Source organism: Microbaculum marinum, assembly GCF_037855135.1.
GTDB lineage: Bacteria > Pseudomonadota > Alphaproteobacteria > Rhizobiales > Tepidamorphaceae > Microbaculum > Microbaculum marinum.
This window is the reverse complement of the sequence record NZ_JAZHOF010000004.1, coordinates 46,292-72,134: the sequence shown is the minus strand read 5'-3', so window position 1 is coordinate 72,134 and position 25,843 is coordinate 46,292. Positions and strand designations below refer to the sequence as shown.

The following is a 25,843-nucleotide window of genomic DNA, read 5'->3' as shown; positions in this document are numbered from 1 at the left end:
GATCTCAGCCCTTGAACGCTGCCACGGACAGGCCGCGTCCCGAAAGGGTGACTTCGCCATCCCCGTAGTGGGCGGGGCGGGCCACGAACTTCCATATCCCTGGCTTCAGGTCGGGGTAGATCCATTGTGCGGCGGCGGGGGCACCCGAGGCAGGGCCGGAAACCAGCTGCACGCCCCTGGAATCGGGTGCGGCCGTGTGGGTCTCGCCCGGAGCACAATGGTTGGCGTAGCCACCGTTGCCCAGGCATTCGGCAACCAGGACGACATACAGGCCGTTGCCCCCGCCCGGCGCCAGCACGCCGGAGGAAAACCGCACGAGGACCGGGCCGTCGCAAGGCTTGGCCATTTCAACGGACGCCGCCGGCGCGAGATCGCCGGCACCGGCGGGACGCGGCGTCAGGTTGCCGGTCTGGATGTCGAACCCCGATTCGCAGATCCGCCGGGACGCCAATCGCACGGCGGGAAGCTGGGCGGCGATGTTCTCACGTGTCGGCCCGGCCTCGGCACTGGCCGTCTCGGGAGTGCTCAATGCGGCGACAGTGGTGTCCGCATCGACCGACGACGACAGGAACGTCGCGGCAAGCAGTGCTGCGCCGCAGAGGATACCCGCGCTAAACACCGTCCGGCCCGAAACTGCCATTTGTCTTTTCCCTCGACGTCTGGGGGTTGTTGATCGAAGCGCGGATACGTCGCAGCGTCCAATTTCAGCGCGATGTCCGCGACGAAGGGCAAATGTTTCAATCGTTTCGAAGTTCCCTCACGATCGGAGTACGCGGCGCAGCAGTGCCGATCCGCATGCCCGAGCCATCGCTCGTGGCGGCCGTCATACCTCTCCGCTTTACCGGCGCCGCCACGCTCCGGCATACTCGCGCGCATGAAGCACGCATCCTCCTTTGCCCCGACCGCCGGCCCCTGCCTTGCGCGCCGGCGCGGGTACCATCATGGCAATCTGCGCGAAGCCCTCATCGAAGCGGCACGGCAGTTGCTGGCGGAGAAGGGGGCGGCCGGGTTCACCCTCAAGGACGCAGCGAAGCTCGCCGGCGTCAGTCCGGCGGCGCCCTACCGTCATTTCAAGGACCGCGCGGCGCTGATCGGGGCGGTCTCCGACCGCGGCTTCGAACTGTTCTCGGACCGTCTGAGGGGAGCGGCGGAAACCGGCGCGGATCCTGCGGACGCGTTCCGCAAGCTGGGCGAGGCCTATCTCGCCTTCGCCGCCGAGGAACCGGGATACTACGAGGCGATGTTCGACGCGGAAGCCGTCGGCGCCTCGGATCATGATGCAGGCGCCGGCGCATTCTCGATCCTGGTTGCCGGCCTGACCAAGGCCTACGGCGAAGAGGCCTTCGGCGGCGCCGACCCGCGCGTCGTTGCGCTCAATGTCTGGGCGCTTTCCCACGGCATCGCGACCCTCGCGGCCGCCGGTCGCTTGCCGCGCGGACCGGGGGTGCCGGATCCCTCCGAGATCCTGTCGAGCGGCGTGGATGCGCTGGTCCGAGGTGCCGGGCGGGACTGACGGCAGGAATATCGCCGGCGGAAAGCGGGTTCGAAATCGCGCCCGGCCGCGTTCGATTTTTCCCACTGCAGGTCTTGCGAACGTGCAAAGCCGGGACTATGTAAATCCTGTTAACATCTGATGGGAGGTGCCACGATGGCATGCGGTGCAAGTTGGGCCGAATCCTGGGGCCCGGGCGTCTACAGCGGTAACGGCTCTTCGGAAAGCGCCCGCAGCGACGACGCCAGCAACAGCAGGTGGGGTCCATTTGCCACCTGGAAGACTTGGGAAATCGTCGCGACGATCGTCGGCTTCATCGTGTTCTGGCCGATCGGACTGGCGTTCCTGCTTTGGAAAATCTGGGGAGCAAAGGCCATGTACAGGCATAGGCAGAATGGCGGCTGGTCACGTCGCAGCTACCGCGGCGAGGGTCTGCGCCGCAGCACCGGAAACCTGGCCTTCGAGGAATACAAGGCCGCGGAACTGGAGCGCCTGGAGCGCGAGCGCCAGCGTCTTGCAGAAGAGCAGAAGGCATTCGGCGAGTTCCTCGACGAACTGAAGCGCAAGAAGGATCGCGAGGAGTTCGATCGCTTCATGGCGAGCCGTGGCGGTCCGATCATCAACACGGGTGAGGGCGCGCCGGCCTGACGGCCGAACCATTCCGGTGCGGCGCCCGGACAGGAATGTCGCGCCGCCGAAATCTCCAAATTGACCGGTCGCATGGCCGCGCGTCGGAACGGATGCGCGGCCTTTCGTTTGTCGCCAATTCCTTGAGTCACCGAACGGTCACGCCAGCGCGGCGAAGATGTCATGGAATCCCGCCAAAAGCGGGTCATGATGTTGGATCCCGGTTTCAGGACCATCGAGGGTCGGGGCGAGTTCCCCGATGCGGCCCGCTTTTCCTACTCCAGCCCTGACCTACCCTTGCTTCAGCAGGCGGTGATCCGCGCCGTTGAATTGGCCGGCGGACAACGGCGTCTCAAGCAGCTTTACGACGATCAGCGTCGGGGCCGCCTGGAAGGAGAAAGCTTCTTCGACGCAGCGATCCGATTCCTGGCGCTGGAGGTCCGTTTCGATCAGGAGGCACTGCGCGCGGTCCCCGCATCCGGCCCGGTCGTATTCGTCGCCAATCATCCCTACGGCGTGCTGGACGGAATAGTGCTCGCCGCACTTGCGCTGCGGGTGCGGCCGGAGACAAAGATCCTCGCGAACGACGTGCTCTACCGGGTGCCGGAGACACGGGCGCACCTGTTGCCGGTCGCCTTCGGAGAAACGCGGCAGTCCCTGGCGATCAATGTCGCCTCGCGCCGCGCTGCCCAAGCCTGGTTGGCCGAGGGCGGGGCTATCGGCATCTTTCCCGGCGGCGGAGTGGCAACCAGCGAGCGGGTGTTCAGCAGGCCGGTTTACGATCTGCCCTGGCATCCCTTCACCGCGAAGCTCGTGAGCGCGGCTCGGGCGACCGTGGTTCCGATCCATTTCCATGGCCAGAACAGCCGGCTGTTCCAGATCGCCAGTCATCTGAGCCTGACCCTGCGACTGTCGCTCCTGTTCCGGGAAACCACGCGGCGCATCGGCACGCGGGTGGACGTGACGATCGGCGAGCCCGTTGCGTTCGAGGCACTCGAAGCCTACCGGGACAAGGCGGCGCTCACCGGCGAACTCAGGCGCCGCACCTATGCGCTCGCGCCGACCGCCGAATTCGACTGGATGCGCCAGGGGAGGATCCGGGGAAGCAGTCGCTTCCGCCGAAAACAGGCATCGACCTAACAGGGCCTGACAATGTGTGGAGTGCCGTCGCCTGATCTCAGGTCGTCGTGGCCACGCAGGGTCCCGGTCGCATCACGTCCGGCAGTCCGGACCTTCGGCGTCGAGGACTGCTTTCGCTGCAGCCTACATCGTCACGCCGCGGGAGCGGGCGTGGCCCGTCCCGTCAGCCGGCGGAAATCCGCTCCACCTTGAGGATTCGGCCGGCCGGATTGACGAAGAAGATCTGGATAATGTTGATCTCCTTCGGTCCCCCGAGGGTCATGATGCGCGTCACGACGCGACTGGTGCCGCAGCCCTTGGGATTTGGCCCGATTACGATGGTGACCGGAATGGTGTCGGGACCGATGGCCTGACCGGCGGGTGCACCGCGCTTTGCCGACAGTGCGGCCTGACAGGTGTCGCCGGCTACGAAGTTCGCCTCGAGGCGCAGCGGTCCGCCGAGCGGTCCGGTACGGCGGGCATAGCTGCCGGGACCCTGGGCGTGTGCGAAGTCTGCACCCGCCAGGACCAGGGTGAAGAGGACAAGCGAAAGGTATCTCACGAGTCGTTTCATCGGAGCCTCCGGCAACCTTCATCGGTCGCATCACACAGTGACGCTGGAAGTAGTGCGTGGCGGGTGCTCCTCAAGGCAAGCGCATGTGCCGAGGCGGGCTGCCGGGTGCGCTGGGTCAGACTTGGGCCGGAAAGCACGCGTCGATGAATGGACGGTTCGGCGTTATTCGCCAATCCATCGAGGCGTGCCGATGAGGTCCGGCGTCGAATTGCTTCACCTGCCGGGGGGATGCAGAATGGCCGCCAATTCCAGTGCCGGAACGCATCACGCCGGCTCCAAGGGCCACCATCTTCGCAGGGAAATGACCGCGGGCAGGCGAGGATCTGACTGAAACCCTTCAGGCCATTGTATTTCTCTATAGTCGGTGATAATGATATCACTGTCAGTTGCGGATACTGGGGCTCCCGGATTGAGCGACTCCAGCGACCGCTGAACCGATCCGTGGGCTCGGACAGGGGCGCAACCGCGACGGGTGGTCCGGCTTCCGGAGGAAATCACATTCAGGGCGCCAGCTACGACTTCGCGGATCTCCTGCTCGTCAAGGCACGCGATGCCGGTTTGCGGAAAACGGAGCGCACGCGGCACGCGCTGCTGGCGAGCCTTGCCCGCGAACTGGCGACGGGCGGACGATCGGGCGTCAAGGTAGCGGCCGTGGCGGCCGGCGCCGGCGCGGCACACGGCACCTATTATCGCTACTTCGCCGATTCCTCCGACGGCATGGATGCCCTTATCGACGCGTTCTCGCAGTTTTGCCGCAGCTCGCTGGACGGCGCGGGGGCAGGCGATGCGGGCTCTCGGGAGCGCGTCCGGGCGATCTTTCTGGTTCAGGTCGCACTGTTCCGGGACAACGGCGCATTGATGGCCTGCCTGATCGCTCCCGAGCCTGCCATCATGAACGGCGACACCGCCGCGGCGGTGCAGGCCCGCTACTGGGAGTGGCTCATGCGGATCGCTGCGTGGATCGCCAGGGGACGGAGCGCCATGCCGGGGGCGCCGAGGCAGACGCCGGCGCAGTTGCTGCCGCTCGCCTACGCGCTGGCGGGCATGGTCGAGGCGTTGCTGGCGCGGATCTACCTGCGCAGGGACCCCGAGCTGACCGATCTGGCGGAGGACGAAGACGCGCTCGCGGATTTCCTGACGGATATCTGGTGGCGCGGCGCGTTCGGCGGGAGCATTTCCCGAGACTGAGGCCGAGCGAAATGCGCTCGACCGCATGCATCCAAGCCGTGCGGCAGCCCGGCTCAGCGTGCCGCAGCGTCGTCGGTGCCGAGAGCGAGCTTGATTCCGAAGCCGATCATCAGCGAACCGGCAAGCCCGGCGAGATACCGGTTCATGCGCTGAAACGCCGCCTGTGCCGGCGGCGCTGCGAAGGCAAGCGCGACCAGCCCGTACCAAAGCCCCGTCTGGATGCCGATGATGGCGATCACCGCGACGTAGAACCAGACGGGCGCAGACGGGGGAACCGCGACGATGAAGACAGAGGTCCAGAACACTGCCGATTTCGGGTTGGCGAGGTTCGTCAGCACCCCCAGCCGGAAGGCGGCGACGGGAAGCCGCTTCGGTTCCGAGGCTGCCGCCCGCGGTCCGGGTGCCTGCCAAATCGCGCCCCACAGCATGCGGGCGCCGAGCCAGACGAGGTAGGCGGCGCCGGCGAGCTTCAGGCCGTTGTAGAGCGCGCCCAACTCCTGCAGCACGATTCCGACACCTGCGAGCGTCAGGCTGACCCAGGTGAGCGTGGCGACAACGATACCCGCCACACACAACAGCCCCTGCCGCGCGCCGCGAGTGCCGGCGACGTGAGCCGTGACCACGATGTTGGGCCCGGGCACCATGGCCCCGACCAGATGGATCGCGGAAAGGGCGAGCAGGGCGGAAAGGAGGGACGGGGCGGTCATGACGGGCAATCCGGCCGGAGTTTCGCCGCGGCTATCGCGGGCACGAGAATTGCCGGGAAGGTATACGGAGTCGGCGACTTTTGCACGCGTGCGCGAGCCGGCTGCAGCATCCGTTGAATCGCAATCGGGCCGTATATCACGGCGGCTCGCCGGCTATTGCCCAAAACCCCCGCCACTCGGCGTCCTGATGATGATCGCGTCGCCGGGCGCGCATTCGGTCTGGTCGCAGCCTTCCAGTTTCTCGATCGTTCCGTCGGCGCGGCGAACGGAATTCTCGCCGCATTCGCCGGGAGAGCCGCCGTCGAGGCCGAAGGGCGGCACGATGCGGTGGCCGGTCAGCAGCGAGACGTCCATCTGCTCGAGGAAGCGGATCGTGCGCATCGTGCCGTCGCCGCCGCGCCATTTGCCATTGCCGCCGGAGCCGCGCCGGACGCGGAAGTCCTCGAGTACGACGGGATAGCGGAATTCCAGGATTTCCGGATCGGTGAGGCGGGTGTTGGTCATGTGCGTGTGGACGGCCGAGGTCCCGTCGAAGCCAGGTCCGGCGCCGGAGCCGCCGCAGATGGTTTCGTAGTACTGGTATGTGGCGTTGCCGAAGTTGAAGTTGTTCATCGTGCCCTGGGCGGCAGCCTGCGCGCGGAGCGCCCCGAAGAGGGTGTCGGTCACGGCCTGGCTCACCTCGACGTTGCCGGCGACGACGGCGGCGGGATACTTGGGCGCCAGCATGCAGTCGTCCGGGATGACGATGTTGATGGGCTTCAGGCAGCCGGCGTTCATCGGGATCTCGTCGTTCACCATGCAGCGGAACACGTAGAGCACCGCCGCGCGGGTGACCGGGTGCGGGGCGTTGAAGTTGGAGGGCTGCTGCGGCGACGTTCCGGTGAAGTCGACGGTCGCCTCGCGGCGCTTCTTGTCCACCGTGATCCGAACCTTGATCACCGCGCCGATGTCCATCGGGTATTCGAACGCGCAATCATGCAGTGCGTCGATGAACCGCCTGACGCTCTCCTCGGCGTTGTCCTGGACATGCCGCATGTAGGCCTGCACGACGTCGAGGCCGAAATGGCCGACGATCTTCCGAAGCTCGACGACGCCCTTCTCGTTGGCCGCGATCTGGGCGCGCAGGTCGGCGATGTTCTGGTTGGGATTGCGGCACGGCCACGGGCCCGAGGTGAGCAGTTCGCGCAGGGGCTCTTCGCGGAAGCTGCCGCGATCGACCAGCTTGAAGTTGTCGATGACGATGCCTTCCTCCTCGATCGAGTTCGCCCGCGGCGTCATCGAGCCGGGAGCCTTGCCGCCGACATCGGCATGGTGCCCGCGCGAGGCGATCCAGAAGAGGATTTCTCCTGATTTCTTTAAAACGTCATCCCGGACAGCCGCAGGCTGAGCCGGGATCGCCCCAGGCTCCGGCGCTGCGGCTTCGGGCGATCCCGGCTCTCCGCGTTGCTCCGGCCGGGATGACGTCGGGTAGGCTCCGGCGTCGGATCCGGCCTCATGCCGGAACACCGGGGTCACCACGGTGATGTCGGGCAGGTGGGTGCCGCCGTTGTAGGGGGCGTTGAGGACGAAGACGTCGCCGGGGTGAATTTCGGGGTTCTGCTCGATGACCGCCATGACCGACCGGTCCATCGAGCCGAGGTGCACCGGCATGTGCGGCGCATTGGCGATCAGCGACCCGTCAGTCGCGAAGACGGCGCAGGAGAAATCGAGGCGTTCCTTGATGTTGACCGAATAGGCCGTCTTCTGCAGCGTCACGCCCATCTGCTCGGCGATCGACATGAAAAGGTTGTTGAACACCTCGAGCATCACCGGATCGGCCTCGGTGCCGATCGCCGACTGGCGGGAGAGGGCTGCGACGCGGCGCAGGACGAGGTGCTGTTTCGGCGTGATTTCCGCCCGCCAGCCGTCCTCCACCACCACGGTATTGTGCGGTTCGATGATCAGGGCCGGTCCGGTGACGGTATGGCCCGGGCTCATAGCCTCGCGGCCAAATACCGGCGCCTCGCGCCACTCGCCGCCGGAAAACAGGCGCGTCCGGGCGGACGGCTCGGCGGCACCGGCGACGGCGGGATGATCCGGCTCGTCGCGACGCGCGCCGCCGCCGGCTGTCTCCACCTCGATCGCCTCGATCATGATCGCCTTTTGCGGCGTGATGAATCCGAACTGCTGGCGATGAGCTGCCTCGAAGGCATTCGTCATCTCCTCGGGCGAGGCCAGCTCGACGGTGAGCGGCGTGTCCGTGCCGGCATAGCGCAGGTGGACACGGACGACGGTCGTCGCGTCGCCGCCGGCGATGCCCTGGCCGGCAAGCTCGGCCTCGTTCTCGGCGGTCAGACGCCCGGCGATGTCTTCGACCTCGTCCATCGCCTCGGCCTTGAGTTCCCGCTCGACCGCCTGCTGGCGGTTCGCCCGGATGTCGGCGAGGCCCATGCCGTAGGCCGACAGAATTCCGGCGAGCGGGTGGATGAGCACCGTCTTCATGCCGAGCGTATCGGCGATCAGGCAGGCGTGCTGGCCGCCGGCGCCGCCGAAGCAGGTCAGCGCGTACTCGGTGACGTCGTAGCCACGCTCCACGGATATCTTCTTGATGGCGTTCGCCATGTTCTCGACCGCGATGCGCAGGAAGCCCTCCGCCACCTCTTCGGGGCTGCGGCCGTCGCCGATCTCGTCGGCCATGGCGGCGAAGGCAGTGCGGACCGCCTCGAGGTCGAGCGGCTGGTTTCGGTCGGGGCCAAAGATCTTCGGGAAGAATTCGGGATCGATCTTGCCCAGCATCACGTTGGCGTCGGTCACCGCCAGCGGGCCGCCGCGGCGGTAGCACTTCGGACCTGGATTGGCGCCGGCGGAGTCCGGCCCGACGCGAAAGCGGGCGCCGTCGAAGTGCAGGATCGACCCGCCGCCGGCAGCCACCGTGTGAATGCGCATCATCGGGGCCCGCATCCGGACCCCGGCGACTTCCGTTTCGAAGGTCCGCTCGAACTCGCCGTCGTAGTGGGAGACATCCGTCGAGGTGCCGCCCATGTCGAATCCGATGATCCGCTCGAAGCCCGCCATGTGTGACGTCTCGACCGCTCCGACGACCCCGCCGGCCGGACCGGACAGGATAGCGTCCTTGCCCTGGAACAGGTCGGCGGCCGTCAGTCCGCCGTGCGATTGCATGAACATCAGGCGCGGGGCGTCCCCGGCGACCTTCCGCTTCTCGGCATCCGGCAGCGAGGGCGCATCGACCGCCGACAGCTCGCCTGCCACCTGGTCGACATAGCGGCGCAGAATAGGTGAGAGATAGGCATCGACCACGGTGGTGTCGCCCCGGCCGACGAGCTTCATCAGCGGCGAGACCTCGTGCGAGACCGACACCTGGGTGAAGCCGATCTCGCGGGCGAGGGCGGCGAGCTTTGCTTCGTGGTCGTGGTACCTGAAGCCATGCATCAGCACGATGGCGCAGGCGCGGATGCCGTCCTGATAAACTGATTCAAGTGCCTGCCGGGCAGATTCAAGGTCGAGAGGTATCTCTATGTCCCCATTGGACAAAACGCGCTCGTCGACTTCCACGACGCATTCATAAAGCAGTTCAGGTTTGATGATGTGACGGTCGAACAGGCGGGGCCGCGCCTGGTACCCGATTTCGAGCGCATCGCGAAAACCGCAGGTGATGACGAGCACCGTACGGTCGCCCTTGCGCTCGAGCAGGGCGTTGGTCGCGACCGTCGTTCCCATCTTCACCGAGTTGATCTTTTCAGACGGGATCGGGGCGTCAGGCGCAACGGCGAGAAGATCGCGGATGCCCTGGATCGCAGCGTCGCGATAGGCCTCCGGATTCTCGGAGAGCAGCTTGTGCGGGACTATCTCCCCTTCGGGACTTCGCGCAACGATATCGGTGAACGTGCCGCCGCGGTCGATCCAGAAGTCCCACTTGCCGGACATGCATGTTCCCCTTGCTGACCTTGCCGGACCCTGTCCGGCTCCATCTTTGTGAAGCCCGCCCGCCATGCGGGGCGCTTGCCAACGTCAACATTTCGTCGATAAATTGTCGATGAAATTTTTCGGCAAGGAACGGACATGACTGCCGACCAGTCAGCGCACACCTCCGGCGAGGGGCTCGGTCCGATCGTTTCCTCGGCCCATCTGGCCGCCGGTGAAATGCCCAGCCTGTCGGAGTTCGAGTTCGGCCTGATCCTGGCGTCGCACGCCTTTCACCGGTGGATGGTTCGCTGCATGCAGGCGGCGGGAGTCGGCGGACTGTCGGCGCTCGACATCCTCGTGCTGCATTCGGTAGCCCACCGGGACCGCCCCAAGAAGCTCGCGGATATCTGCCTCGTCCTGAACATCGAGGACACTCATCTGGTCACCTACGCCGTGCGCAAGCTGCAGACCAGGGGCCTTGTGGCGGGCGGACGTGCCGGCAATGAGAAAACCGTCGAGATGACCGCGAAGGGACAGGCGGTCTGCAGGCGCTATTTCGAGATACGCGAGGCACTCCTGGTGCGGGCCGTGAAGGGGATCGGCTTCGCGGCGGATGTCCTGTCGGACGATGCCGCGCTGCTCCGGGCCCTGTCCGGCCACTACGACCAGGCGGCGCGGTCGGCCGCATCGCTGTAGGCGGATCGTCCAGACCGGCAAAGCGGCGGCGGCACCGGTGCAAAACAAAACCGGCGACGCATCATGCGCCGCCGGCTTCAACTCTATCCGACCAGACCGGAGCGGCTATGTCCGCTCCCGGTCCACAAGTCGAACGGGTGTGGTCTTCAGTTGCAGCGGGCCGACTTCTTGCCGGTCCAGTTGCCGGCCGCGATCGTGCCGCCGTTGGAGGTCTGGAACTGGACGTAGCCCGTGCCGCCGATCGAGTTCTTGGTGGTGATGTCGCCGACCGCACTGAGGGCCGCCTTGCCGCTCACGCCGTACCACATCAGATCGTCGCCTTCCTGGACCCACTGGCCGCCGACGGTCTTGCTGCCGACGAGGCCCCAGGTGCCGCTGTACTTCCTGTACCCGGCGATGTTGTTGGTCTGAACGAACAGGATGCACTGCTGGGACAGATACACGCCGTTCCTGTTGTAGTACTTGATCAGCCATGTGCCACTGATGCCCGTATTGGCCGCCGATGCCGGCTCGCCGCCGAAGGTCACCAAGGTGAGCAGAGCTACCGCAGACAAAATCAGTTTCTTCATTGCCGTTTAACCCCGTTAGGTGTTGTGAAAGCCCAGTTTCGGATTTGACATGGGCGGGGCCGCGACGTCAAAGCGCATTTTCTAAATTTTTGTTAAGGGTAAACGAACCGAGTCCGAAGGCTTTGCAGTGCAACCGGTCGATCATGCGGAGAACTGGCGACACTCGCAGCGCATGGGACCGCCAAGTTGCTCGCATCCCATCGGTAAAGCCGAAGCTCCTGTTGACCCAGCCATCGTCGTTCGGCCGCAGGTGGGCCGAACGTATTGGGTGATGATCCCTAGGGATCGAACATCAGCACCAGAAAGACGGCGAACAGGACCAAGTGTACTGCGCCCTGCAGAATATTGGTCCGCGTGCCGCCGAAAGTCAGGCCGGCCACCACCAGAGTCAGCGTCAGGAGAACCATTTCCTCGGAATTGAGGCCGAACTGGATCAGCCTGTCCGACGCGATCCCGATCGCCAGAACAGACGGAACGGTTAGCCCGATCGTGGCCAGCGCGGATCCGAGCGATATGTTGACCGCCCGCTGCAGCTTGTTGTCGAGCGCCGCGCGCAAGGCACCGAACGCCTCGGGCGACAGGACGAGGATGGCTACGAGAAGACCAGCGAAGGCTTGCGGCGCCCCTATGGCGTGGATGCCGTCCTCGACGATGTGGGCCAGTTCCTCCGTCAGCAGGATCACGGGGACCAGCGAAGCCAGGAGCAGCACGGTGTGATAGCGCGACGTCGTACCGCCGGCCGCATGTTCCGATTCGATCTCGCCGAAGCCGTCCTCGCCGAGGTCGCCGTCGGCGACGGGCTCGGTGAAGAAGCCGGTGTGACGCACCGTCTGGATCGCGAGAAACACGCCATAGAGCATGATGGTCAGGACGCCGAACACCAGGGCTTGCAGATGCGACAGCGTCGGCCCGGGCGTCGAGGTGGTGAAGTTCGGCAGCACGAGCGCAATCACGGACAATGGCATGATGACGGCCAGGAACGCCCGCGCTCCCTGCAAATTGTACGACTGCTCCTGATGGCGCAGGCCGCCGACGAGGATGCAGATGCCGGCAACGCCGTTCAGCGTGATCATCAGGACGGAGAACACGGTGTCGCGGGCGAGCGTCGAATCGGCGTCGCTACCCAGCATGACCACGAAGATGAATGATACCTCGATGACCGTGACCGACATCGTCAGCACCAGTGTGCCGAATGGCTCGCCGAGACGGTGTGCCAGTTCCTCGGCGTGCCGGACCACGTTGAAGGCGCCCCAGAGTATCGTGCCGAACAGCCACAGGAACACGGCGGCGCGGACCGGCATCGAGGATATCGACGTCAGGGTGTGACCGAAGGCCAGGACCAGCGCGACCGTGCCCCAGCCCGCGACGAGCTGGATTTCCTTTCGCAGCAACTTGAACATCGATCGCTCCCCGGACCTGCTGCCGGTCTGGCATGTTATCTTCGGCTCCGTATGACATGCGCCGGGTGCAGGGCTCAAGCTCCAGCGTCCCGGCGACATGCATCGTATTGTTGCAGGCACTGTCCTAGGATCGCAGCCATGAGGTTTGCATGAGCATTTGGGGAAAGATCGGCGGTGCGGCGGCCGGCCTGGCGCTGGGCGGTCCGCTCGGCGCGCTTATCGGCGCGGTCGCCGGACACATGATGTTCGATCGCGGCAAGGCGGCTACGTCTCCCCAGCAGGCGCAACTCGCATTCACGATCGGCGTCATTGCCCTTGCCGCCAAGATGGCGAAGGCCGACGGCGTCGTCACCGACGACGAGGTGCGCGCGTTCCGGCAGGTGTTCGAGGTGCCCGAGCGCGACGTCGGCCACGTCGCCCGGGTCTTCGAACTCGCCAACCGGTCCGTCGACGGCTACGAGGCCTACGCGCGCCAGCTCGCCGCATTGTTCGGTGAACAGCCGGACATGCTCGAAGACGTCATCGACGGATTGTTCCACATCGCCAAGGCCGACGGCGCGATCCACGAGCGCGAACTGGCCTATCTGCAGAACGTCGCGACGATCTTCGGATTCTCCGAAACGGACTTCGAACGGATCGCCGCGCGCCACGTCAGGCCAGATGGCGAAGACCCGTATCTCATTCTCGGGATCGATCGCAGCGCCGGCGCCGACGAGATCAAGCGCGTCTATCGCAAGCTTGTCGCCGAGAACCATCCCGATCGCGCCGTAGCGCGCGGGCTGCCCGAAGAGTTCGTCAAGATCGCCACGGAGAAGCTCGCCCGGATCAACGGCGCCTACGACAGGATCGAACGGGAGCGGGGTTTGTGACGGCGAGTGCCCGTACCGATGCCTCGACGGCCCACCGGGGTCTGAAGCTTCCGGACCTCGGTCTTCTGCTGCTGATGCAGGCGGTGTGGGGCGGCAGCTTCGTCTTCACGAAGCTGGCGATGTTCGAGATCCCGCCACTTCTGTTCGTTGCTCTCAGATTCCTGATCGTCTCGCTGCTGCTGATGCGGTTCCTGCGGTGGCATCCCGGCCAGATGCACCTTGTGGCGGGAATATCGTTCTTTACCGGCGCCCTTCATTTCGGATTGATGAATACCGGCCTGGCAATGGCCGAGGATGTCGCGCCCGTTGCGATCTTCGTGCAGCTGGGCGTCCCCTTTGCGACCTTGCTGTCGGTCTTCGTGCTGCACGAACGGCTCGGCATCTGGCGTATTTCCGCGCTCATCGTGGCGTTTTCCGGCGTGCTCGTGGTCGGGTTCGATCCCGCAGTCTTCAAGTACGCCAACGCGCTCGTATTCGTGGCGATCGGCGCCTTCGTCATGGCCGTCGGCACGATCTTCATGCGGCAGGTGCGGGGCGTGCCGGTCTACGACATGCAAGCCTGGATCGCGATCTTCGCCTGGCCTCCGCTGCTGGTCGCCTCACTGATCTTCGAGGGCGATCCCGTGCCGCCGCTGCTCTCCGCCGGCCTGGCGGGGTGGGGCGGGCTGCTGTTCGTCGTCCTCGGCACAAGCCTCATCGGCCACGCGGCATATTTCTACATCATGCAGCGCTACGAGGTCGGTCTCACAGCACCGTTCATGTTGCTGGCGCCGATACTCGGGGCGGCCGGCGGCGCTCTGTTCCTGGGAGACGTCATCACCTGGCGGATGATCGTCGGCGGGGCGATGACGCTGATCGGCGTGCTGATCATCACCATGCGGGAGGGCCGCCGCAGGCCTTCGGCGAAGGTGAGCGACGTCGCCCTCTAGCACATCATGACCGTGTCCAGCGAAATACGGGAGAGCCCTAATCACGACTCCCGGAATGGCGCGCCGGTCGACATCCTGCTGCTCCACTACACCGGCATGACCTCGGCGGAGGCGGCACTCGACCGGCTCTGCGATCCCACGGCCAAGGTCAGTTGCCACTGGTTCGTCCATGTCGACGGCCGGGTCGTGCGGCTGGTTCCCGAGAGCGAACGTGCCTGGCATGCAGGGGTTTCCAGTTGGGCCGGAGAGATCGACATCAACGCGCGGTCGGTCGGGATCGAGATCGACAATCCCGGCCACGAGTTCGGCTATCGGCCGTTTCCGGATGCCCAGGTCGAAGCGGTCGCCGGGCTGTGCCGCGAGATACTGGCGCGCCATCCGATACCTTCCGGGCGTGTGCTCGCCCATTCGGACGTGGCGCCGGCCCGCAAGCAGGATCCCGGCGAACTGTTCCCGTGGGCGCGTCTTGCGTCGGATGGGATAGGGCACTGGGTGGAACCCGAACGGCTGACGTCCGGCAGGCGCTTGGAGCCCGGCGCGGCGGGACCGGACGTCGCCGACCTGCAGGGGCGGCTTGCTTCCTACGGGTACGGCATCACGCCGGACGGCGTCTACGACGCGGCCACCGTTGCAGTCGTGACGGCGTTCCAGCGGCATTTCCGGCCGGCGAGGGTGGACGGTATTGCCGACGTCTCCACGCGCCGGACGCTCGACCGGCTCCTCCGGGCGCTGCCGCGGCGATAGTCGGGTGGCGGCCGTTCAGTATTCCCGCGGAGCCGGCGAGTCTGACCCCGCGTGACCTTCTCGTCGGGGAGCAAATGCTTCCCGGCTCACGAATATTTCTCCTTTGAAACGAAGCAACGGGTTTCCGTGAAGATCCTCAACGGAAGTTAACGATCCTGGTTGATTTTCCGTGAAATCTCCCAATTTCGGCCCGATTTACCGCGATGTGTCGCCGCATTCCCCGCTTAGCGGCGATGTGTTTGCAAGAGTTCGCACCACAAGCGGGGATTACACCTGATGAAAGTACGCATTCGCGCGGCAGCGGCGCTGCCGACGATGAAGCTCACCCTGAATTCCGCGGCCGCCGCACTGTCGGCAGGCTTGGCCGTGTGCCTGACGATTGCCGCCGTCGAACCGGCTCATGCCGAGTCGCGGGGAAATTTCGATGCCGCATCCTCACTCGTCGCAGGCGCCGCCGTGACGGCAGCGCCCGAGGCCAAGTCCGGATCGACCGTCACGCTGAAGGTCGAGGAGGACCGACCGCTTGGCTTCACGGGACAGGCAGCGACGGGCAATATCGAAGATCCGGCGGCGCCGGCCTCCGCGACGACGTCTCGTTTCGGCGGCGATGCGTCGCTGCCCGTCGGCCGCGGCCGAACGGCGTCGGCGCCGGCATCCGATTCCGCCGGTGACGAGGGCGCGTCCACCGCGGCGTCCACCGTTTCCTCCTCCAAGCCCTATGCCAACCTCATTGCGCAGCACGCGCGCGCCAACGGCGTGCCGGTCGCGCTGGCGATGGCGGTGGTCCGTGTCGAATCCAACTACAATCCGCGCAGCCGTGGGCGTGCCGGCGAGGTCGGCCTCATGCAGATCAAGCCGCGCACCGCGCGGGGAATGGGCTTCGGCGGTTCGACTGCGGCGCTCTATGATCCGAACACCAACCTGCAGTGGGGCATGAAATATCTCGCCGGAGCCTACAAGCTTGCCGGCGGCGATACGTGCGGCACGATCATGCGCTATCAGGGCGGACACTATGCCCGCTCCATGTCCAGCGCCGCCGCAGCCTACTGTTCCAAGGTGAAGAACCACATGGCGGGCAAGTGGGCCTGACGGCCGAGACCTGCCTTTTTCGTCGACACGAGGCGGTGCCGCAACGGCACCGCCTTTGTTTTGCGCGGTTGCCGGCTGCCTGACCCCGACGGGCGGCGTTGGTGACCGGCCGCAGCTGGTTGACTTGACGCTATCGGTTCCGGTCCTCCTTAATCCTTTCGGGATCGGAACCGGAGGGACACCAGATGCTCGGCGCCGGACACTCATGGCCGCGATCCGCCGCACCCGGACTGGCGGCGGTGGCGGCGTGTCTGCTGTCCGCCACCGCGTCCGGACAGGAGCAGATATCCGCCGGGCAGCGCGTCTACCTTGCCGTCTATTCGGCGATCGGATTTGCCTCGCAGGAGAAGGTCGACGTCGCCGTGACGCTCAGCTTCAGGAACCTGGACGAGAGGATGCCGATCACGATCGAGTCGGCGCTCTACTACGACACGGACGGCCGTCAGATCACCGATCTGCTCGAGGCTCCTCGAACGCTGGCGCCGTTCGGCTCGACGCAGGTGCTGATCAAGCAGACGGATTTCAGCGGCGACGTAGGCGCCAACGTGGTCGTCGAATGGAGCGCGGGAGGTCCGGCCGCCCAGCCGCTCTTCGAGGCCGTGATGGTCGGTTCTCGGGGCACCCAGGCCTTCGCGTTCACAAGCCGCGGCGTGGTGCTGGAGTAGGCGCCCCGCGCGATCATCGGCATGAACTTGCGGAAGCCGGCCGGCCCGAAGCCATCGGACCGGCCGGAAAGACCTGCAGCCCGGGTTACTGGTTGGTCGCCGGCTGGGTCGTATCCGCTGGCTGGGTCGCATCCGCCGGCGCGGTAGAATCCGCAGGCGCTGCCGCGTCTCCCTGCCGCGACTCCAGATCGGTGATCCGGGCCACGTGCTCCGCGATCTCGTTGGCCTTTGCCTCGACGTCGGCCTTCAGGGCCTCGATTTCAGCTGCTGCGCTCTCGGTCTTCTCGGTTTCCGATTCAATCTTGGCCTCAAGTTCGGACAGCTGCGCGGAAAGCCGGTCCGACGTGCCCCTTTCGTAGTAGTAGCCAATGGCCGCGCCGACGACCAATGCAATTATGGCGATGATCCAGGTCCGCATTTGCAGTGCCTCCCTCTGTGGCCGCGCCGGACGGCGCGGGACGGTCGATGAGACTAGCACCATTAGCGTCCCTTTATGAACCGCGTCCGACGTTGGCCGGCCAGAACGAAGGGCCGGTGCTTGACCTTTGCGCCGGTCGCCCCCTTATTCTCGGTCATCGCCAGCTGGCCGGACGGCCGCTCCCCCGCGGAGAGGAAAGTCCGGGCTCCATGGAGAAACGGTGCCGGGTAACGCCCGGCGGGGGCGACCCCAGGGAAAGTGCCACAGAGAGCAGACCGCCACTCGTCCGGCGACGGACCGAGCGGTAAGGGTGAAAGGGTGCGGTAAGAGCGCACCGCGTGACCGGCAACGGAAGCGGCACGGTAAACCCCACCGGGAGCAAAACCGAATAGGGACGGCACGGATTGCCTTCGGGCGGTCCAGGCATCTCCGGGCCGCCGTCCGGGTTGGTTGCACGAGGCGTCCGGCAACGGGCGTCCCAGATGAATGGTCGTCACGCGGTCCCGATCCGTCGGGACCGCGTACAGAACCCGGCTTACAGGCCAGCTGGCGCTTCTATTTCCCAAACGAACTGATGGCGTTGCCGATCTTGCGTCGGTTGTGCCGCGCCGCAGTGAGCAAAGGAACTCCCCTGGATGCAGGCGGCTGTGCCGTCCGCAAGCTGACGGGCTTCACAAGCCACTGAAACGACGCCGCTTTTGCCGAATCAACCGGATCTTAAGGCGTCACGTCAACACTTCGGCAAGGTTAACGAATCACGCGATCCGGAAGCCGGTCAGGCGACGACGAACAGCGGGCTTGCACATTGACCCCCATGAATGCCCATGCTATCCCATTACATCCCATGTTCCTGATGCGTCGGGCGGCACGGGATGTCCAGGCCGCGGGGGCGCGGTGCGGCGAACGGGCCGGTAGTTCGGGGCATCTCTCTTTTCGGGGACATCCGATCCATCCGGTCTCCAAATCGTCGATGGCGCGACGCGTGTCGGCGCGTTCATCCGCCGAGTTCCCCGGCAAGGACAGGGTCCCGGATCTGGGACGGCTTGTGTGCGTAAAGGTCGGGAGGCGGAAAGCTCCATGGATCGGTTCGTGTCCTCTTTCACGAACAGGATCGACTCCAAGGGGCGGGTCTCGGTTCCGGCCGCGTTCCGGGCGACGCTCGCACGGGACGGCTTCGATGGCGTCTATGTCTATCCGGCTCTCGGACTGTCCGCGCTCGATGCGGGCGGGAGCCGGCTGGTGGAGGAGATCAACGGGCTGCTCGACCGCATGCCCCGGTACTCCGACGAGCACGACCTTCTGTCGACCGCACTCTATGGCGACAGCGAGATCGTCAGGCTCGACGCGGAAGGCCGGATCTCCCTGTCCGACCGGCTCAAGGACTGGGCGCAGATCGAAGACCGTGTCGCGTTCGTCGGCCTCGGCCACAAGTTCCAGATCTGGGAGCCGGACCGTTTCGCCGCGCGCCAGGAAGAGGCCAGATCCAAGGTGCGCGATTTGAAGCGGTTCATGAGTGGCATGTCGGCGACCGCGGGGGCCGCGGGCCAGGACGGCGTGCCGGCTGGTAGTGGAGTGACGGAATGATGGCGGGCCGCGGCATACCTCTCGAGGGGACCGCTGGCGGACCGGCCCGCCACATTCCGGTCCTGCTCGCCCCGGTCCTGGAAGCCGTCTCGCCACGCGATGGCGGGGTTTATGTCGACGGCACTCTGGGGGCCGGGGGCTACACCAGCGCCATACTGGACGCGGCCGATTGCCGGGTGATTGCCATCGACCGCGATCCCGTTGCTATCGCCGCCGGCAGGACACTCGTCGATCGTTATCCGGGGCGGCTTACGATCGTCGAGGGACGTTTTTCCGGGCTTGATGCGATTGCGCGCGCCAATGACGCAGACGAGGTCGACGGTATCACCCTCGACGTCGGCGTGTCCTCGATGCAGCTCGACGAGGCGGCTCGCGGCTTCTCCTTCATGCAGGACGGTCCGCTGGACATGCGCATGGGCAATGCGGGGCCAAGCGCTGCCGACGTCGTGAACGCCATGCCGGAAGGCGATCTGGCCCGTCTGATCTTCATACTCGGCGAGGAGAAGAAATCGCGCGCGGTGGCACGGGCGATCGGGCAGGCGCGCAACGAGGAAGAGATATCGACCACCGGACGGCTTGCCGAGATCGTCGCGCGCGCGGTCGGCAACCGCCGCGACGGCAAGCACCCCGCCACCCGCACCTTCCAGGCGCTCAGGATCTTCGTGAACGGCGAACTGTCCGAACTCGCCGAAGGTCTGGCGGCGGCCGAGCGTATCCTCAAGGCGGGCGGCCGCCTCGCCGTGGTGAGTTTCCATTCGCTCGAGGACCGGATCGTGAAGCGCTTCCTCAACGAGCGCTCCAGGGTCACGCACGGATCGCGCCACTTGCCGGACATGCCGGTTGCTGCGCCGACGTTCCGGCTGATCGCCAGGCATCCGGTAACCGCAACCGAGGAGGAGGTCGCCGCCAACCCGCGCGCCCGCTCGGCCCGGCTTCGCGGCGCCGAACGCACGGATGCCCCGGCCAGAGAGATCGATCCGGCCTTCCTCGGCGTGCCGAAGCTTCCGGACCTGTCGGGAGCGCGACCGTCATGAGCCGCATCGTCAGCCTGCTCGCCATCGTCCTCGTGGTCGCCGCCGCCGTCGGGCTCTACCGGTTCAAGGGCGAATCCCAGGAGCGCGCCCGTCACATCGCGGAACTGCGCGCGCAGATCCAGGAGGAGCGCGAGACGATCTCGGTGCTGCGGGCGGAATGGAACTACCTCGATCAGCCGAGCCGGATCCAGGAACTCGCGGAGCGCTATCTCGATCTGTCGAGGCTGGAGGTCGAGCAGATCTCGGTCGTCGAGCACCTGCCGATGCGGCCGATCGACATCAATCCCTCGACGGTGGATCCGCTCGGCGGCTTCGCCGGCGGCGAGACGAACGGAACCCAGGACAGGGTCATCCAGTAATGCGTATTCCCAATTTCCGTCGCAAAGATAGCGGCAAGCCTGGCAGATCCGAGCCGTCGGCAGCCGACCGCGAGCGCGGCGAGCGCCAGATGCGAAACCGCCTCATCCTGGCGATGACGGCGTTCGCTGCGGTCTATCTGGTCATTTCCGGCCGCCTCGTGCTGCTCGCGACCATGACGCCGTCGACGCCGATCCACTACCTCAATCCGGGCGAACAGGTCAGCCATGCCCGCCCCGACATCCTCGACCGGGTCGGCAACGTGCTGGCGACGGACATCAACGTCCCGTCGGTCTACGCCGAACCGGTCAAGATGTTCGGCATCGACGACGCGATCGAGGAACTGCGGACGGTGCTGCCGGATCTCGATCCGGCCGACCTTCGCACGAAGCTGTCCAGCGACAAGCAGTTCGTCTGGGTGAAACGCGAGATCACCCCCTCCGAGAAGGCGGCCATCCATGCGCTCGGCATCCCGGGGATCGGCTTCATGGAGGAGAACAAGCGCGTCTATCCGGCCGGTCCGATAACCTCGCACATCCTTGGCTACGTCAATATCGACAATCAGGGCATCGCCGGCTTCGAGAAGCATCTGGACACCGAGTGGCTTGGCGCGCTGCACGACGCGGGGCTGGCCCGCAACACGCCGCTCGAGCCGGTCCGCCTGTCGATCGATCTGCGCGCCCAGCACGCCATGCGCGACGAGTTGATGGCTGCGATGGACAAGTTCCATTCGATCGCGGCTGCCGGCGCGATCATGGACGTGCATACCGGCGAAATGCTGGCGATGGTGTCGCTGCCGGATTTCGATCCGGAGCGGCCGGTGGAGGCGCTCCAGAAGGACCGCATCAACCGGATGACCACCGGCGTCTACGAACTGGGTTCCGCCTTCAAGGCGTTCACGACGGCGATGGCGCTTGAAACCGGTCGTATCGGTATCAACACGACGTTCGACGCCCGTTCGCCGATCCGGGTCGGCAGCAACACCATCGGCGACTACCACGCCGAGAACCGGATCATGACCGTGGAGGACATCTACATCCATTCCTCCAACATCGGCACCGCGCGGATGGCCATGGCCGTCGGCGTCGAGGGGCACAAGGCGTTCCTGAGGAAGCTGGGATTCTTCGACCGCATGACGACCGAGCTTCCCGAATCCGGCGCGCCGATCGTGCCGGAGCGCTGGCGGGAGGTGAACACGATGACGATCGCCTTTGGCCACGGCATGTCGGTCGCTCCGATCCAGGCCGTCGCCGCCGGGGCCGCGCTGATCAATGGTGGCCGGATGATTCCGCCGACCTTCGTCCCGCGGCCGGTCGAACTGGCCGACATGATGGGCGAGCAGGTGATCAGCCAGGAAACCAGCGACAAGATGCGCTATCTGATGCGGCTGAACGTGACCAAAGGCACGGCCAAGAAGGCGAATGTTCCCGGCTACGAGGTCGGCGGCAAGACCGGCACCGCGGAAAAGGTCGTCAACGGACGCTATTCGAGCACCAAGGTTCTGACGACTTTTCTGAGTACCTTTCCCACAAGCGATCCGAAGTACCTCGTCTTCGTCATGCTCGACGAGCCTCAGGGCATCAAGGAGACCTACGGATACCGCACGTCGGGATGGAACGTCGCTCCGACGGCGGGGAATATCATCGCTCGCGTCGCGCCAATTCTCGGTGTTGTCCCGGAACTGGCCCCGGTCGCGTCCGACGGCCCGCTCAGCGTCTCCTATTAGCCCTTGAAGGAACGAGCGAATTCGCGGAAAGGCGGAGCAGACAGTACGGGTTTGGGGGATATGACCAGAATCCGCCCGAATTCGACAGTTGGAATACCAGGATGACTACGCACACGATCACAGACCGGCCGATTTCATGGAGCTCAATGCGCTAGTAGGTTTCGAGGCTGCACCGGACGCCCCTGACGGAATGGGCGCCATCGAGATTTCCGGGCTCACCGCCGACAGCCGGCAGGTGCGGCCCGGCTATCTGTTTGCGGCGCTCACCGGTCTTGAGACGGACGGCGCGCGCTTTGCGGGCGATGCCGCCGCTGCGGGCGCAGCGGCGATCCTTGCTGCGCGCGATGCTGATCTCGACGTGGCGATTCCGGTCATTCGGGTCAACGATCCGCGCCGCGCGCTGTCGCTTGCGGCCGCCCGGTTCTACGGCGGCCAGCCCGATACGGTCGTCGCGGTAACCGGGACCAGCGGCAAGACGTCGGTAGCATCCTTCGTCCGGCAGATCTTCGAGTTCCAGGGATACGCGGCGGCGAGCCTCGGCACCATCGGCGTCGTTTCGCCGAACGGCACGGTCTACGGATCGCTGACCACGCCCGATCCCGTGGAACTGCATCGTGTCCTGCGCGAACTGGCGGACGGTGGCGTCACGCATGCGGCGCTGGAGGCGTCGAGCCACGGGCTCGACCAGAGGCGCCTCGACGGTGTCAGGTTCGCAGCCGGCGCCTTCACCAATCTGGGCCGCGACCATCTCGACTACCACCCGACCCGGGAGGATTACTTCGCCGCCAAGATGCGGCTGTTCGAAGTCCTGCTTCCGGACGGGGTGCCGGCGGTGATCGACGCCGATACGGCCGATGCCGTGCGGGTCGCCGACATTGCCCGATCGCGGGGGCTGACGGTGATGAACGTCGGCCGCAGCGGCGATGCGATCCGGCTTCTGGCGGCGGAGCCGGACGGCTTCCGCCAGCGGCTGACCGTCGATGCCGGCGACGGCGCGCGTCAGATCCTGCTGCCGCTCGTCGGCGGCTTCCAGGTGTCCAATGCGCTGGTGGCCGCCGGGCTTGCGATCGGTACCGGATCCGCGCCCGACACGGCGCTTGCCGCGCTCGAGCGACTTGACGGCGCGAAGGGCAGGCTGGAGCTCGTCGGCCGGACGCATGACGGGGCGCTGATCTTCATCGACTACGCCCACAAGCCCGACGCGATCGTCAACGCGTTGCAGGCGCTCAGGCCATTCACTCGCGGTCGCCTCTCCATCGTCATAGGCGCCGGCGGTGACCGCGATCGTGGCAAGCGACCGCTGATGGGCAGGGCCTCCGTCGACAATGCCGACGTGGTCTACGTCACCGACGACAACCCGCGCAGCGAGGAGCCGGCCGACATTCGCGCGGCGATCCTCTCCGAAGCGCCGGGCGCGATCGAGATCGGCGACAGGCGTGGCGCGATACATGCGGCGGTCGGCGCCCTTCAGGCCGGCGACATCCTGCTGGTGGCCGGCAAGGGGCACGAAACCGGCCAGATCGTGAAGGGCACCGTGCTGCCGTTCTCCGATCACGACGTGGTGGCCGAGGTTCTGCAGGGGGAGCCCGTGGCATGAGCGTGTTGTGGACGCCCGAGGACTTCATCGCCGCGGTCGGCGGCCGCGCGGTCGGCACGGACATTGCCCCGATTGGCGGCGTCTCCATCGATACCCGCACGCTGGAGAAGGGCGATGCCTTCTTCGCGATCCGCGGCGACCGGCTGGATGGCCACGATTTCGTGACGGGCGCCATCGAAAAGGGGGCTGCCGTCGCCGTCGTCGACGAAGAGCATGCCGAACGCTTCGACACGGCGGTCGGCGCGCTCGTCGTGGTGCCCGACGTGCTCGACGCGCTCCGCCGGCTGGGCCAGGCGGCACGGGCACGGACGGGCGCGAAGATCATCGGCATCACCGGCAGCGTCGGCAAGACGGGCACCAAGGAAGCCCTTAGGCTCGCGCTGTCTCGGTCCGGCAGGACGCATGCTTCCGCGGCGTCCTACAACAATCACTGGGGCGTGCCGCTGACGCTCGCGCGCATGCCGGCCGACACCGAGTACGGCGTCTTCGAGATGGGGATGAACGCGCCGGGCGAGATCGCCGCGCTGACGGAGCAGGTCCGGCCCGAGATCGCCATCGTCACCACCGTCGAGCCCGTCCACCTGGAGTTCTTCGGCACCGTCGAGAAGATCGCCGACGCCAAGGCGGAGATATTCGAGGGCCTCGGGCCCGGCGGCATCGCCGTTCTCAATGCCGACAATCCGCAATTCGGCCGCTTGGCCGAAGCCGCGCGGTCGTGCGGAGCGCGCATCGTCACGTTCGGCGAGGCGGACGGGGCCGACGCGCGGCTGAAGCGGGTGTCATTGCGTCCGGACGGCTCCAGCGTCATCGCGGACATCCTCGGCATGGAGGTCGCCTACAAGTTCGGCGCGCCTGGCCGGCACCTTGTCGGCAATTCTCTGGCGGTGCTTGCCGCCGTGAAGCTCGCCGGCGCGGACCTGGCGCTGGCGGCGCTGGCGCTCGCGGACATGACGGCGCCAAAGGGACGGGGCGCCCGGTTCCGGCTGTCGGTGGCCGGCGGCGACGTGACGGTCATCGACGAAAGCTACAACGCCAATCCCGCCTCGATGCGCGCGGCGCTGGCATTGCTCGGGCAGGCCGATCCGGGCCTTCGCGGCAGGCGCATCGCCGTTCTCGGCGACATGCTGGAACTCGGCGAGGCCTCGCGCGACCTGCACCGCGAACTGGCCGGGCCGGTCGCCGACGCAAATGTCGACCTGCTGTTCGCCTCCGGGCCGCACATGCAGGCCCTGTACGACGAAATCCCGACGCTCAGGCGCGGCCGGTATTCGCAGGCTTCGGACGGCCTCGTCGCCGCGCTGCTCGACGAGGTCAGGCCCGGCGACGTGGTCATGGTCAAGGGATCGCTGGGCAGCCGGATGGGGCCGGTCGTGGAAGCCCTGCGCCGGCGGTTCGCGGAAATCGGCGGCGAGACAGCGGAGGCGGGCGCGGCATGAAGTTCAAGGCGGGGCGGGGCTGAGGCATGTTGTACCTTATCGGCGAATTCGGCGAAGCATTTCCGTTGCTCAATGTGTTCCGGTACATCACGTTCCGCACCGGCGGCGCGATGATGACGGCGCTTGCGTTCGTGTTCCTGTTCGGCCCCTGGATCATTCGTTCGCTGCGCGTGCGTCAGGGCCGCGGCCAGCCGATCCGCCCCGACGGGCCGGCAGGTCACCTGATCACCAAGCAGGGCACCCCGACCATGGGAGGCCTGATGATCCTCACCGGGTTCCTGGTCGCCACGCTCCTGTGGGGTAACCTTACCAATCCGTATGTCTGGATCGTGCTCGGCGTGACGGTCGGCTTCGGACTGATCGGCTTCTACGACGACTATCTGAAAATCACCAAGACGTCGGCGAAGGGCTTCGGCGGCCGCGAGCGGCTGCTTCTGGAGGCGGTTATCGCGGGCCTCGCCGTGTACGCGGTGTCGCGCGTCGGCTCGCCGCCGTTCTCGACGTCGCTGGCCTTCCCGTTCTTCAAGGATTTTCTGATCGACCTTGGCTGGGGCTTCGTCGTGTTCGGCGCCTTCATCATCGTCGGGGCCGGCAATGCGGTGAACCTCACCGACGGGCTCGACGGGCTCGCCATCGTGCCGGTGATGATCGCCTCGGCATCGTTCGGCGTCATATCCTATCTGGTCGGCAACGCCGTCTTCTCCGACTACCTGCAGATCAATTTCGTGCCGGGAACGGGCGAGCTCGCCGTTCTCTGCGGCGCGATGATCGGCGCCGGCCTGGGCTTCCTGTGGTTCAACGCGCCGCCCGCCTCGATCTTCATGGGCGACACCGGATCGCTGGCACTCGGTGGCATGCTGGGGTCGATATCCATTGCCATCAAGCACGAGATCGTGCTGGCCATCGTCGGCGGCCTCTTCGTGCTCGAGGCGGTCTCGGTGATCGTCCAGGTCGTCTCCTTCAAGCTGACCGGCAAGCGCGTGTTCCGTATGGCGCCGCTGCACCACCATTTCGAGCAACTCGGATGGAAGGAGCCGCAGATCGTCGTCCGCTTCTGGATCATATCGGTCGTGCTGGCGCTGATCGGCCTGTCGACCCTGAAGTTGCGGTAAGCGAGGTG

At 66.0% G+C, this 25,843-nt stretch carries 24 protein-coding genes and 1 other RNA gene; 18 read left to right on the top strand and 7 right to left on the bottom strand.

Annotation, left to right across the window (positions count from 1 at the left end):
* Positions 1-4: 4 nt before the first annotated feature.
* Positions 5-640 carry a hypothetical protein gene (locus V3328_RS10355; RefSeq protein WP_340329577.1) on the bottom strand — a complete coding sequence of 212 codons (636 nt, stop codon included), beginning with the start codon at positions 638-640 and terminating at the stop codon, positions 5-7.
* Between the two features lie 234 nt (positions 641-874).
* Between V3328_RS10355 and V3328_RS10350 the strand changes: the two genes are divergently transcribed.
* The 3 genes from V3328_RS10350 to V3328_RS10340 all read left to right on the top strand — a co-directional run bounded on the left by V3328_RS10350 (position 875) and on the right by V3328_RS10340 (position 3,259).
* The gene (locus V3328_RS10350) at positions 875-1,513 is read left to right on the top strand and encodes a TetR/AcrR family transcriptional regulator (protein ID WP_340329576.1); all 639 of its coding nucleotides are present in this window, start codon (positions 875-877) and stop codon (positions 1,511-1,513) included.
* 135 nt (positions 1,514-1,648) lie between these two features.
* Positions 1,649-2,140 (top strand): DUF2852 domain-containing protein, encoded by a 492-nt coding sequence (locus V3328_RS10345; RefSeq protein WP_340329575.1) that lies wholly within the window; start codon positions 1,649-1,651, stop codon positions 2,138-2,140.
* Between the two features lie 162 nt (positions 2,141-2,302).
* Positions 2,303-3,259, top strand: coding sequence for a lysophospholipid acyltransferase family protein (locus tag V3328_RS10340; protein WP_340329574.1), 957 nt, complete (start codon positions 2,303-2,305; stop codon positions 3,257-3,259).
* 163 nt (positions 3,260-3,422) lie between these two features.
* On the opposite strand, the gene V3328_RS10335 is transcribed toward V3328_RS10340, so the two are convergent.
* Entirely contained in the window at positions 3,423-3,812 is a 390-nt protein-coding gene (locus tag V3328_RS10335) for a hypothetical protein (protein WP_340329573.1), read from the bottom strand.
* Between the two features lie 441 nt (positions 3,813-4,253).
* On the opposite strand from V3328_RS10335, the gene V3328_RS10330 reads away from it, so the two are divergent.
* A complete protein-coding gene (locus V3328_RS10330) occupies positions 4,254-5,000 on the top strand; it encodes a hypothetical protein (RefSeq protein WP_340329572.1) in 747 nt (248 codons plus the stop codon).
* Positions 5,001-5,053: 53 nt separating this feature from the next.
* Here V3328_RS10330 and V3328_RS10325 read toward each other — a convergent pair whose 3' ends face one another.
* The gene (locus V3328_RS10325; RefSeq protein ID WP_340329571.1) at positions 5,054-5,707 is read right to left on the bottom strand and encodes a LysE family translocator; all 654 of its coding nucleotides are present in this window, start codon (positions 5,705-5,707) and stop codon (positions 5,054-5,056) included.
* Positions 5,708-5,860: 153 nt separating this feature from the next.
* Positions 5,861-9,631, bottom strand: a complete 3,771-nt coding sequence (locus tag V3328_RS10320; RefSeq protein ID WP_340329570.1) for a hydantoinase B/oxoprolinase family protein — start codon at positions 9,629-9,631, stop codon at positions 5,861-5,863.
* A 135-nt stretch (positions 9,632-9,766) separates the two neighbouring features.
* On the opposite strand from V3328_RS10320, the gene V3328_RS10315 reads away from it, so the two are divergent.
* Positions 9,767-10,306 carry a winged helix DNA-binding protein gene (locus V3328_RS10315; protein WP_340329569.1) on the top strand — a complete coding sequence of 180 codons (540 nt, stop codon included), beginning with the start codon at positions 9,767-9,769 and terminating at the stop codon, positions 10,304-10,306.
* A 146-nt stretch (positions 10,307-10,452) separates the two neighbouring features.
* Here the strand turns inward: V3328_RS10315 and V3328_RS10310 are convergent, their stop codons facing one another.
* Positions 10,453-10,875, bottom strand: a complete 423-nt coding sequence (locus V3328_RS10310; RefSeq protein WP_340329568.1) for a hypothetical protein — start codon at positions 10,873-10,875, stop codon at positions 10,453-10,455.
* Between the two features lie 278 nt (positions 10,876-11,153).
* A complete protein-coding gene (locus tag V3328_RS10305; protein ID WP_340329567.1) occupies positions 11,154-12,275 on the bottom strand; it encodes a calcium:cation antiporter in 1,122 nt (373 codons plus the stop codon).
* A 149-nt stretch (positions 12,276-12,424) separates the two neighbouring features.
* Between V3328_RS10305 and V3328_RS10300 the strand changes: the two genes are divergently transcribed.
* The 5 genes from V3328_RS10300 to V3328_RS10280 all read left to right on the top strand — a co-directional run bounded on the left by V3328_RS10300 (position 12,425) and on the right by V3328_RS10280 (position 16,571).
* On the top strand, positions 12,425-13,144 hold the full coding sequence (locus V3328_RS10300) for a TerB family tellurite resistance protein (RefSeq protein ID WP_340329566.1): 720 nt from the start codon (positions 12,425-12,427) through the stop codon (positions 13,142-13,144).
* Positions 13,141-14,073 carry a DMT family transporter gene (locus V3328_RS10295; RefSeq protein ID WP_340329565.1) on the top strand — a complete coding sequence of 311 codons (933 nt, stop codon included), beginning with the start codon at positions 13,141-13,143 and terminating at the stop codon, positions 14,071-14,073. The genes V3328_RS10300 and V3328_RS10295 overlap by 4 nt, the downstream gene beginning before the upstream one ends.
* A 6-nt stretch (positions 14,074-14,079) precedes the next feature.
* On the top strand, positions 14,080-14,817 hold the full coding sequence (locus V3328_RS10290) for an N-acetylmuramoyl-L-alanine amidase (protein WP_340329564.1): 738 nt from the start codon (positions 14,080-14,082) through the stop codon (positions 14,815-14,817).
* A gap of 276 nt (positions 14,818-15,093) precedes the next feature.
* Positions 15,094-15,906, top strand: coding sequence for a lytic transglycosylase domain-containing protein (locus V3328_RS10285; RefSeq protein ID WP_340329563.1), 813 nt, complete (start codon positions 15,094-15,096; stop codon positions 15,904-15,906).
* 185 nt (positions 15,907-16,091) lie between these two features.
* Complete coding sequence (locus V3328_RS10280; RefSeq protein WP_340329562.1) at positions 16,092-16,571, top strand: DUF3124 domain-containing protein; 480 nt, start codon at positions 16,092-16,094, stop codon at positions 16,569-16,571.
* Between the two features lie 85 nt (positions 16,572-16,656).
* On the opposite strand, the gene V3328_RS10275 is transcribed toward V3328_RS10280, so the two are convergent.
* Complete coding sequence (locus V3328_RS10275; protein WP_340329561.1) at positions 16,657-16,989, bottom strand: Z-ring associated ZapG family protein; 333 nt, start codon at positions 16,987-16,989, stop codon at positions 16,657-16,659.
* Positions 16,990-17,149: 160 nt separating this feature from the next.
* Here V3328_RS10275 and rnpB point away from each other — a divergent pair.
* The 8 genes from rnpB to mraY all read left to right on the top strand — a co-directional run bounded on the left by rnpB (position 17,150) and on the right by mraY (position 25,835).
* Positions 17,150-17,543: RNase P RNA component class A (gene rnpB, locus V3328_RS10270), an RNA gene on the top strand.
* A 523-nt stretch (positions 17,544-18,066) separates the two neighbouring features.
* Positions 18,067-18,573 carry a division/cell wall cluster transcriptional repressor MraZ gene (gene mraZ / locus V3328_RS10265; protein WP_340329560.1) on the top strand — a complete coding sequence of 169 codons (507 nt, stop codon included), beginning with the start codon at positions 18,067-18,069 and terminating at the stop codon, positions 18,571-18,573.
* Positions 18,570-19,607 (top strand): 16S rRNA (cytosine(1402)-N(4))-methyltransferase RsmH, encoded by a 1,038-nt coding sequence (gene rsmH / locus V3328_RS10260; RefSeq protein ID WP_340329559.1) that lies wholly within the window; start codon positions 18,570-18,572, stop codon positions 19,605-19,607. The genes mraZ and rsmH overlap by 4 nt, the downstream gene beginning before the upstream one ends.
* Positions 19,604-19,966 carry a cell division protein FtsL gene (gene ftsL, locus V3328_RS10255; protein WP_340329558.1) on the top strand — a complete coding sequence of 121 codons (363 nt, stop codon included), beginning with the start codon at positions 19,604-19,606 and terminating at the stop codon, positions 19,964-19,966. Before rsmH ends, ftsL begins: the two co-directional genes overlap by 4 nt.
* An 89-nt stretch (positions 19,967-20,055) precedes the next feature.
* Positions 20,056-21,690, top strand: coding sequence for a peptidoglycan D,D-transpeptidase FtsI family protein (locus V3328_RS10250; RefSeq protein ID WP_340329557.1), 1,635 nt, complete (start codon positions 20,056-20,058; stop codon positions 21,688-21,690).
* A 190-nt stretch (positions 21,691-21,880) separates the two neighbouring features.
* Positions 21,881-23,287, top strand: a complete 1,407-nt coding sequence (locus tag V3328_RS10245) for a UDP-N-acetylmuramoyl-L-alanyl-D-glutamate--2,6-diaminopimelate ligase (RefSeq protein WP_340330048.1) — start codon at positions 21,881-21,883, stop codon at positions 23,285-23,287.
* Positions 23,284-24,723: a UDP-N-acetylmuramoylalanyl-D-glutamyl-2,6-diaminopimelate--D-alanyl-D-alanine ligase gene (locus V3328_RS10240; RefSeq protein ID WP_340329556.1), complete on the top strand. Its 1,440-nt coding sequence runs from the start codon at positions 23,284-23,286 to the stop codon at positions 24,721-24,723. The genes V3328_RS10245 and V3328_RS10240 overlap by 4 nt, the downstream gene beginning before the upstream one ends.
* 26 nt (positions 24,724-24,749) lie before the next feature.
* Positions 24,750-25,835: a phospho-N-acetylmuramoyl-pentapeptide-transferase gene (gene mraY, locus V3328_RS10235; protein ID WP_340329555.1), complete on the top strand. Its 1,086-nt coding sequence runs from the start codon at positions 24,750-24,752 to the stop codon at positions 25,833-25,835.
* The last annotated feature ends 8 nt before the right edge of the window (positions 25,836-25,843 follow it).

Coding starts and splice junctions, on each gene's coding strand:
- V3328_RS10350 (WP_340329576.1), top strand. CDS start 875: ATGAAGCACGCATCCTCCTTTGCCCCGACCGCCGGCCCCTGCCTTGCG.
- ftsL (WP_340329558.1), top strand. CDS start 19,604: ATGAGCCGCATCGTCAGCCTGCTCGCCATCGTCCTCGTGGTCGCCGCC.
- V3328_RS10345 (WP_340329575.1), top strand. CDS start 1,649: ATGGCATGCGGTGCAAGTTGGGCCGAATCCTGGGGCCCGGGCGTCTAC.
- V3328_RS10290 (WP_340329564.1), top strand. CDS start 14,080: ATGACCGTGTCCAGCGAAATACGGGAGAGCCCTAATCACGACTCCCGG.
- V3328_RS10300 (WP_340329566.1), top strand. CDS start 12,425: ATGAGCATTTGGGGAAAGATCGGCGGTGCGGCGGCCGGCCTGGCGCTG.
- V3328_RS10315 (WP_340329569.1), top strand. CDS start 9,767: ATGACTGCCGACCAGTCAGCGCACACCTCCGGCGAGGGGCTCGGTCCG.
- mraY (WP_340329555.1), top strand. CDS start 24,750: ATGTTGTACCTTATCGGCGAATTCGGCGAAGCATTTCCGTTGCTCAAT.
- V3328_RS10240 (WP_340329556.1), top strand. CDS start 23,284: ATGAGCGTGTTGTGGACGCCCGAGGACTTCATCGCCGCGGTCGGCGGC.
- mraZ (WP_340329560.1), top strand. CDS start 18,067: ATGGATCGGTTCGTGTCCTCTTTCACGAACAGGATCGACTCCAAGGGG.
- V3328_RS10325 (WP_340329571.1), bottom strand. CDS start 5,707: ATGACCGCCCCGTCCCTCCTTTCCGCCCTGCTCGCCCTTTCCGCGATC.
- V3328_RS10335 (WP_340329573.1), bottom strand. CDS start 3,812: ATGAAACGACTCGTGAGATACCTTTCGCTTGTCCTCTTCACCCTGGTC.
- V3328_RS10305 (WP_340329567.1), bottom strand. CDS start 12,275: ATGTTCAAGTTGCTGCGAAAGGAAATCCAGCTCGTCGCGGGCTGGGGC.
- V3328_RS10280 (WP_340329562.1), top strand. CDS start 16,092: ATGCTCGGCGCCGGACACTCATGGCCGCGATCCGCCGCACCCGGACTG.
- V3328_RS10355 (WP_340329577.1), bottom strand. CDS start 640: ATGGCAGTTTCGGGCCGGACGGTGTTTAGCGCGGGTATCCTCTGCGGC.
- rsmH (WP_340329559.1), top strand. CDS start 18,570: ATGATGGCGGGCCGCGGCATACCTCTCGAGGGGACCGCTGGCGGACCG.
- V3328_RS10285 (WP_340329563.1), top strand. CDS start 15,094: ATGAAAGTACGCATTCGCGCGGCAGCGGCGCTGCCGACGATGAAGCTC.
- V3328_RS10245 (WP_340330048.1), top strand. CDS start 21,881: ATGGGCGCCATCGAGATTTCCGGGCTCACCGCCGACAGCCGGCAGGTG.
- V3328_RS10310 (WP_340329568.1), bottom strand. CDS start 10,875: ATGAAGAAACTGATTTTGTCTGCGGTAGCTCTGCTCACCTTGGTGACC.
- V3328_RS10250 (WP_340329557.1), top strand. CDS start 20,056: ATGCGAAACCGCCTCATCCTGGCGATGACGGCGTTCGCTGCGGTCTAT.
- V3328_RS10340 (WP_340329574.1), top strand. CDS start 2,303: ATGGAATCCCGCCAAAAGCGGGTCATGATGTTGGATCCCGGTTTCAGG.
- V3328_RS10275 (WP_340329561.1), bottom strand. CDS start 16,989: ATGCGGACCTGGATCATCGCCATAATTGCATTGGTCGTCGGCGCGGCC.
- V3328_RS10320 (WP_340329570.1), bottom strand. CDS start 9,631: ATGTCCGGCAAGTGGGACTTCTGGATCGACCGCGGCGGCACGTTCACC.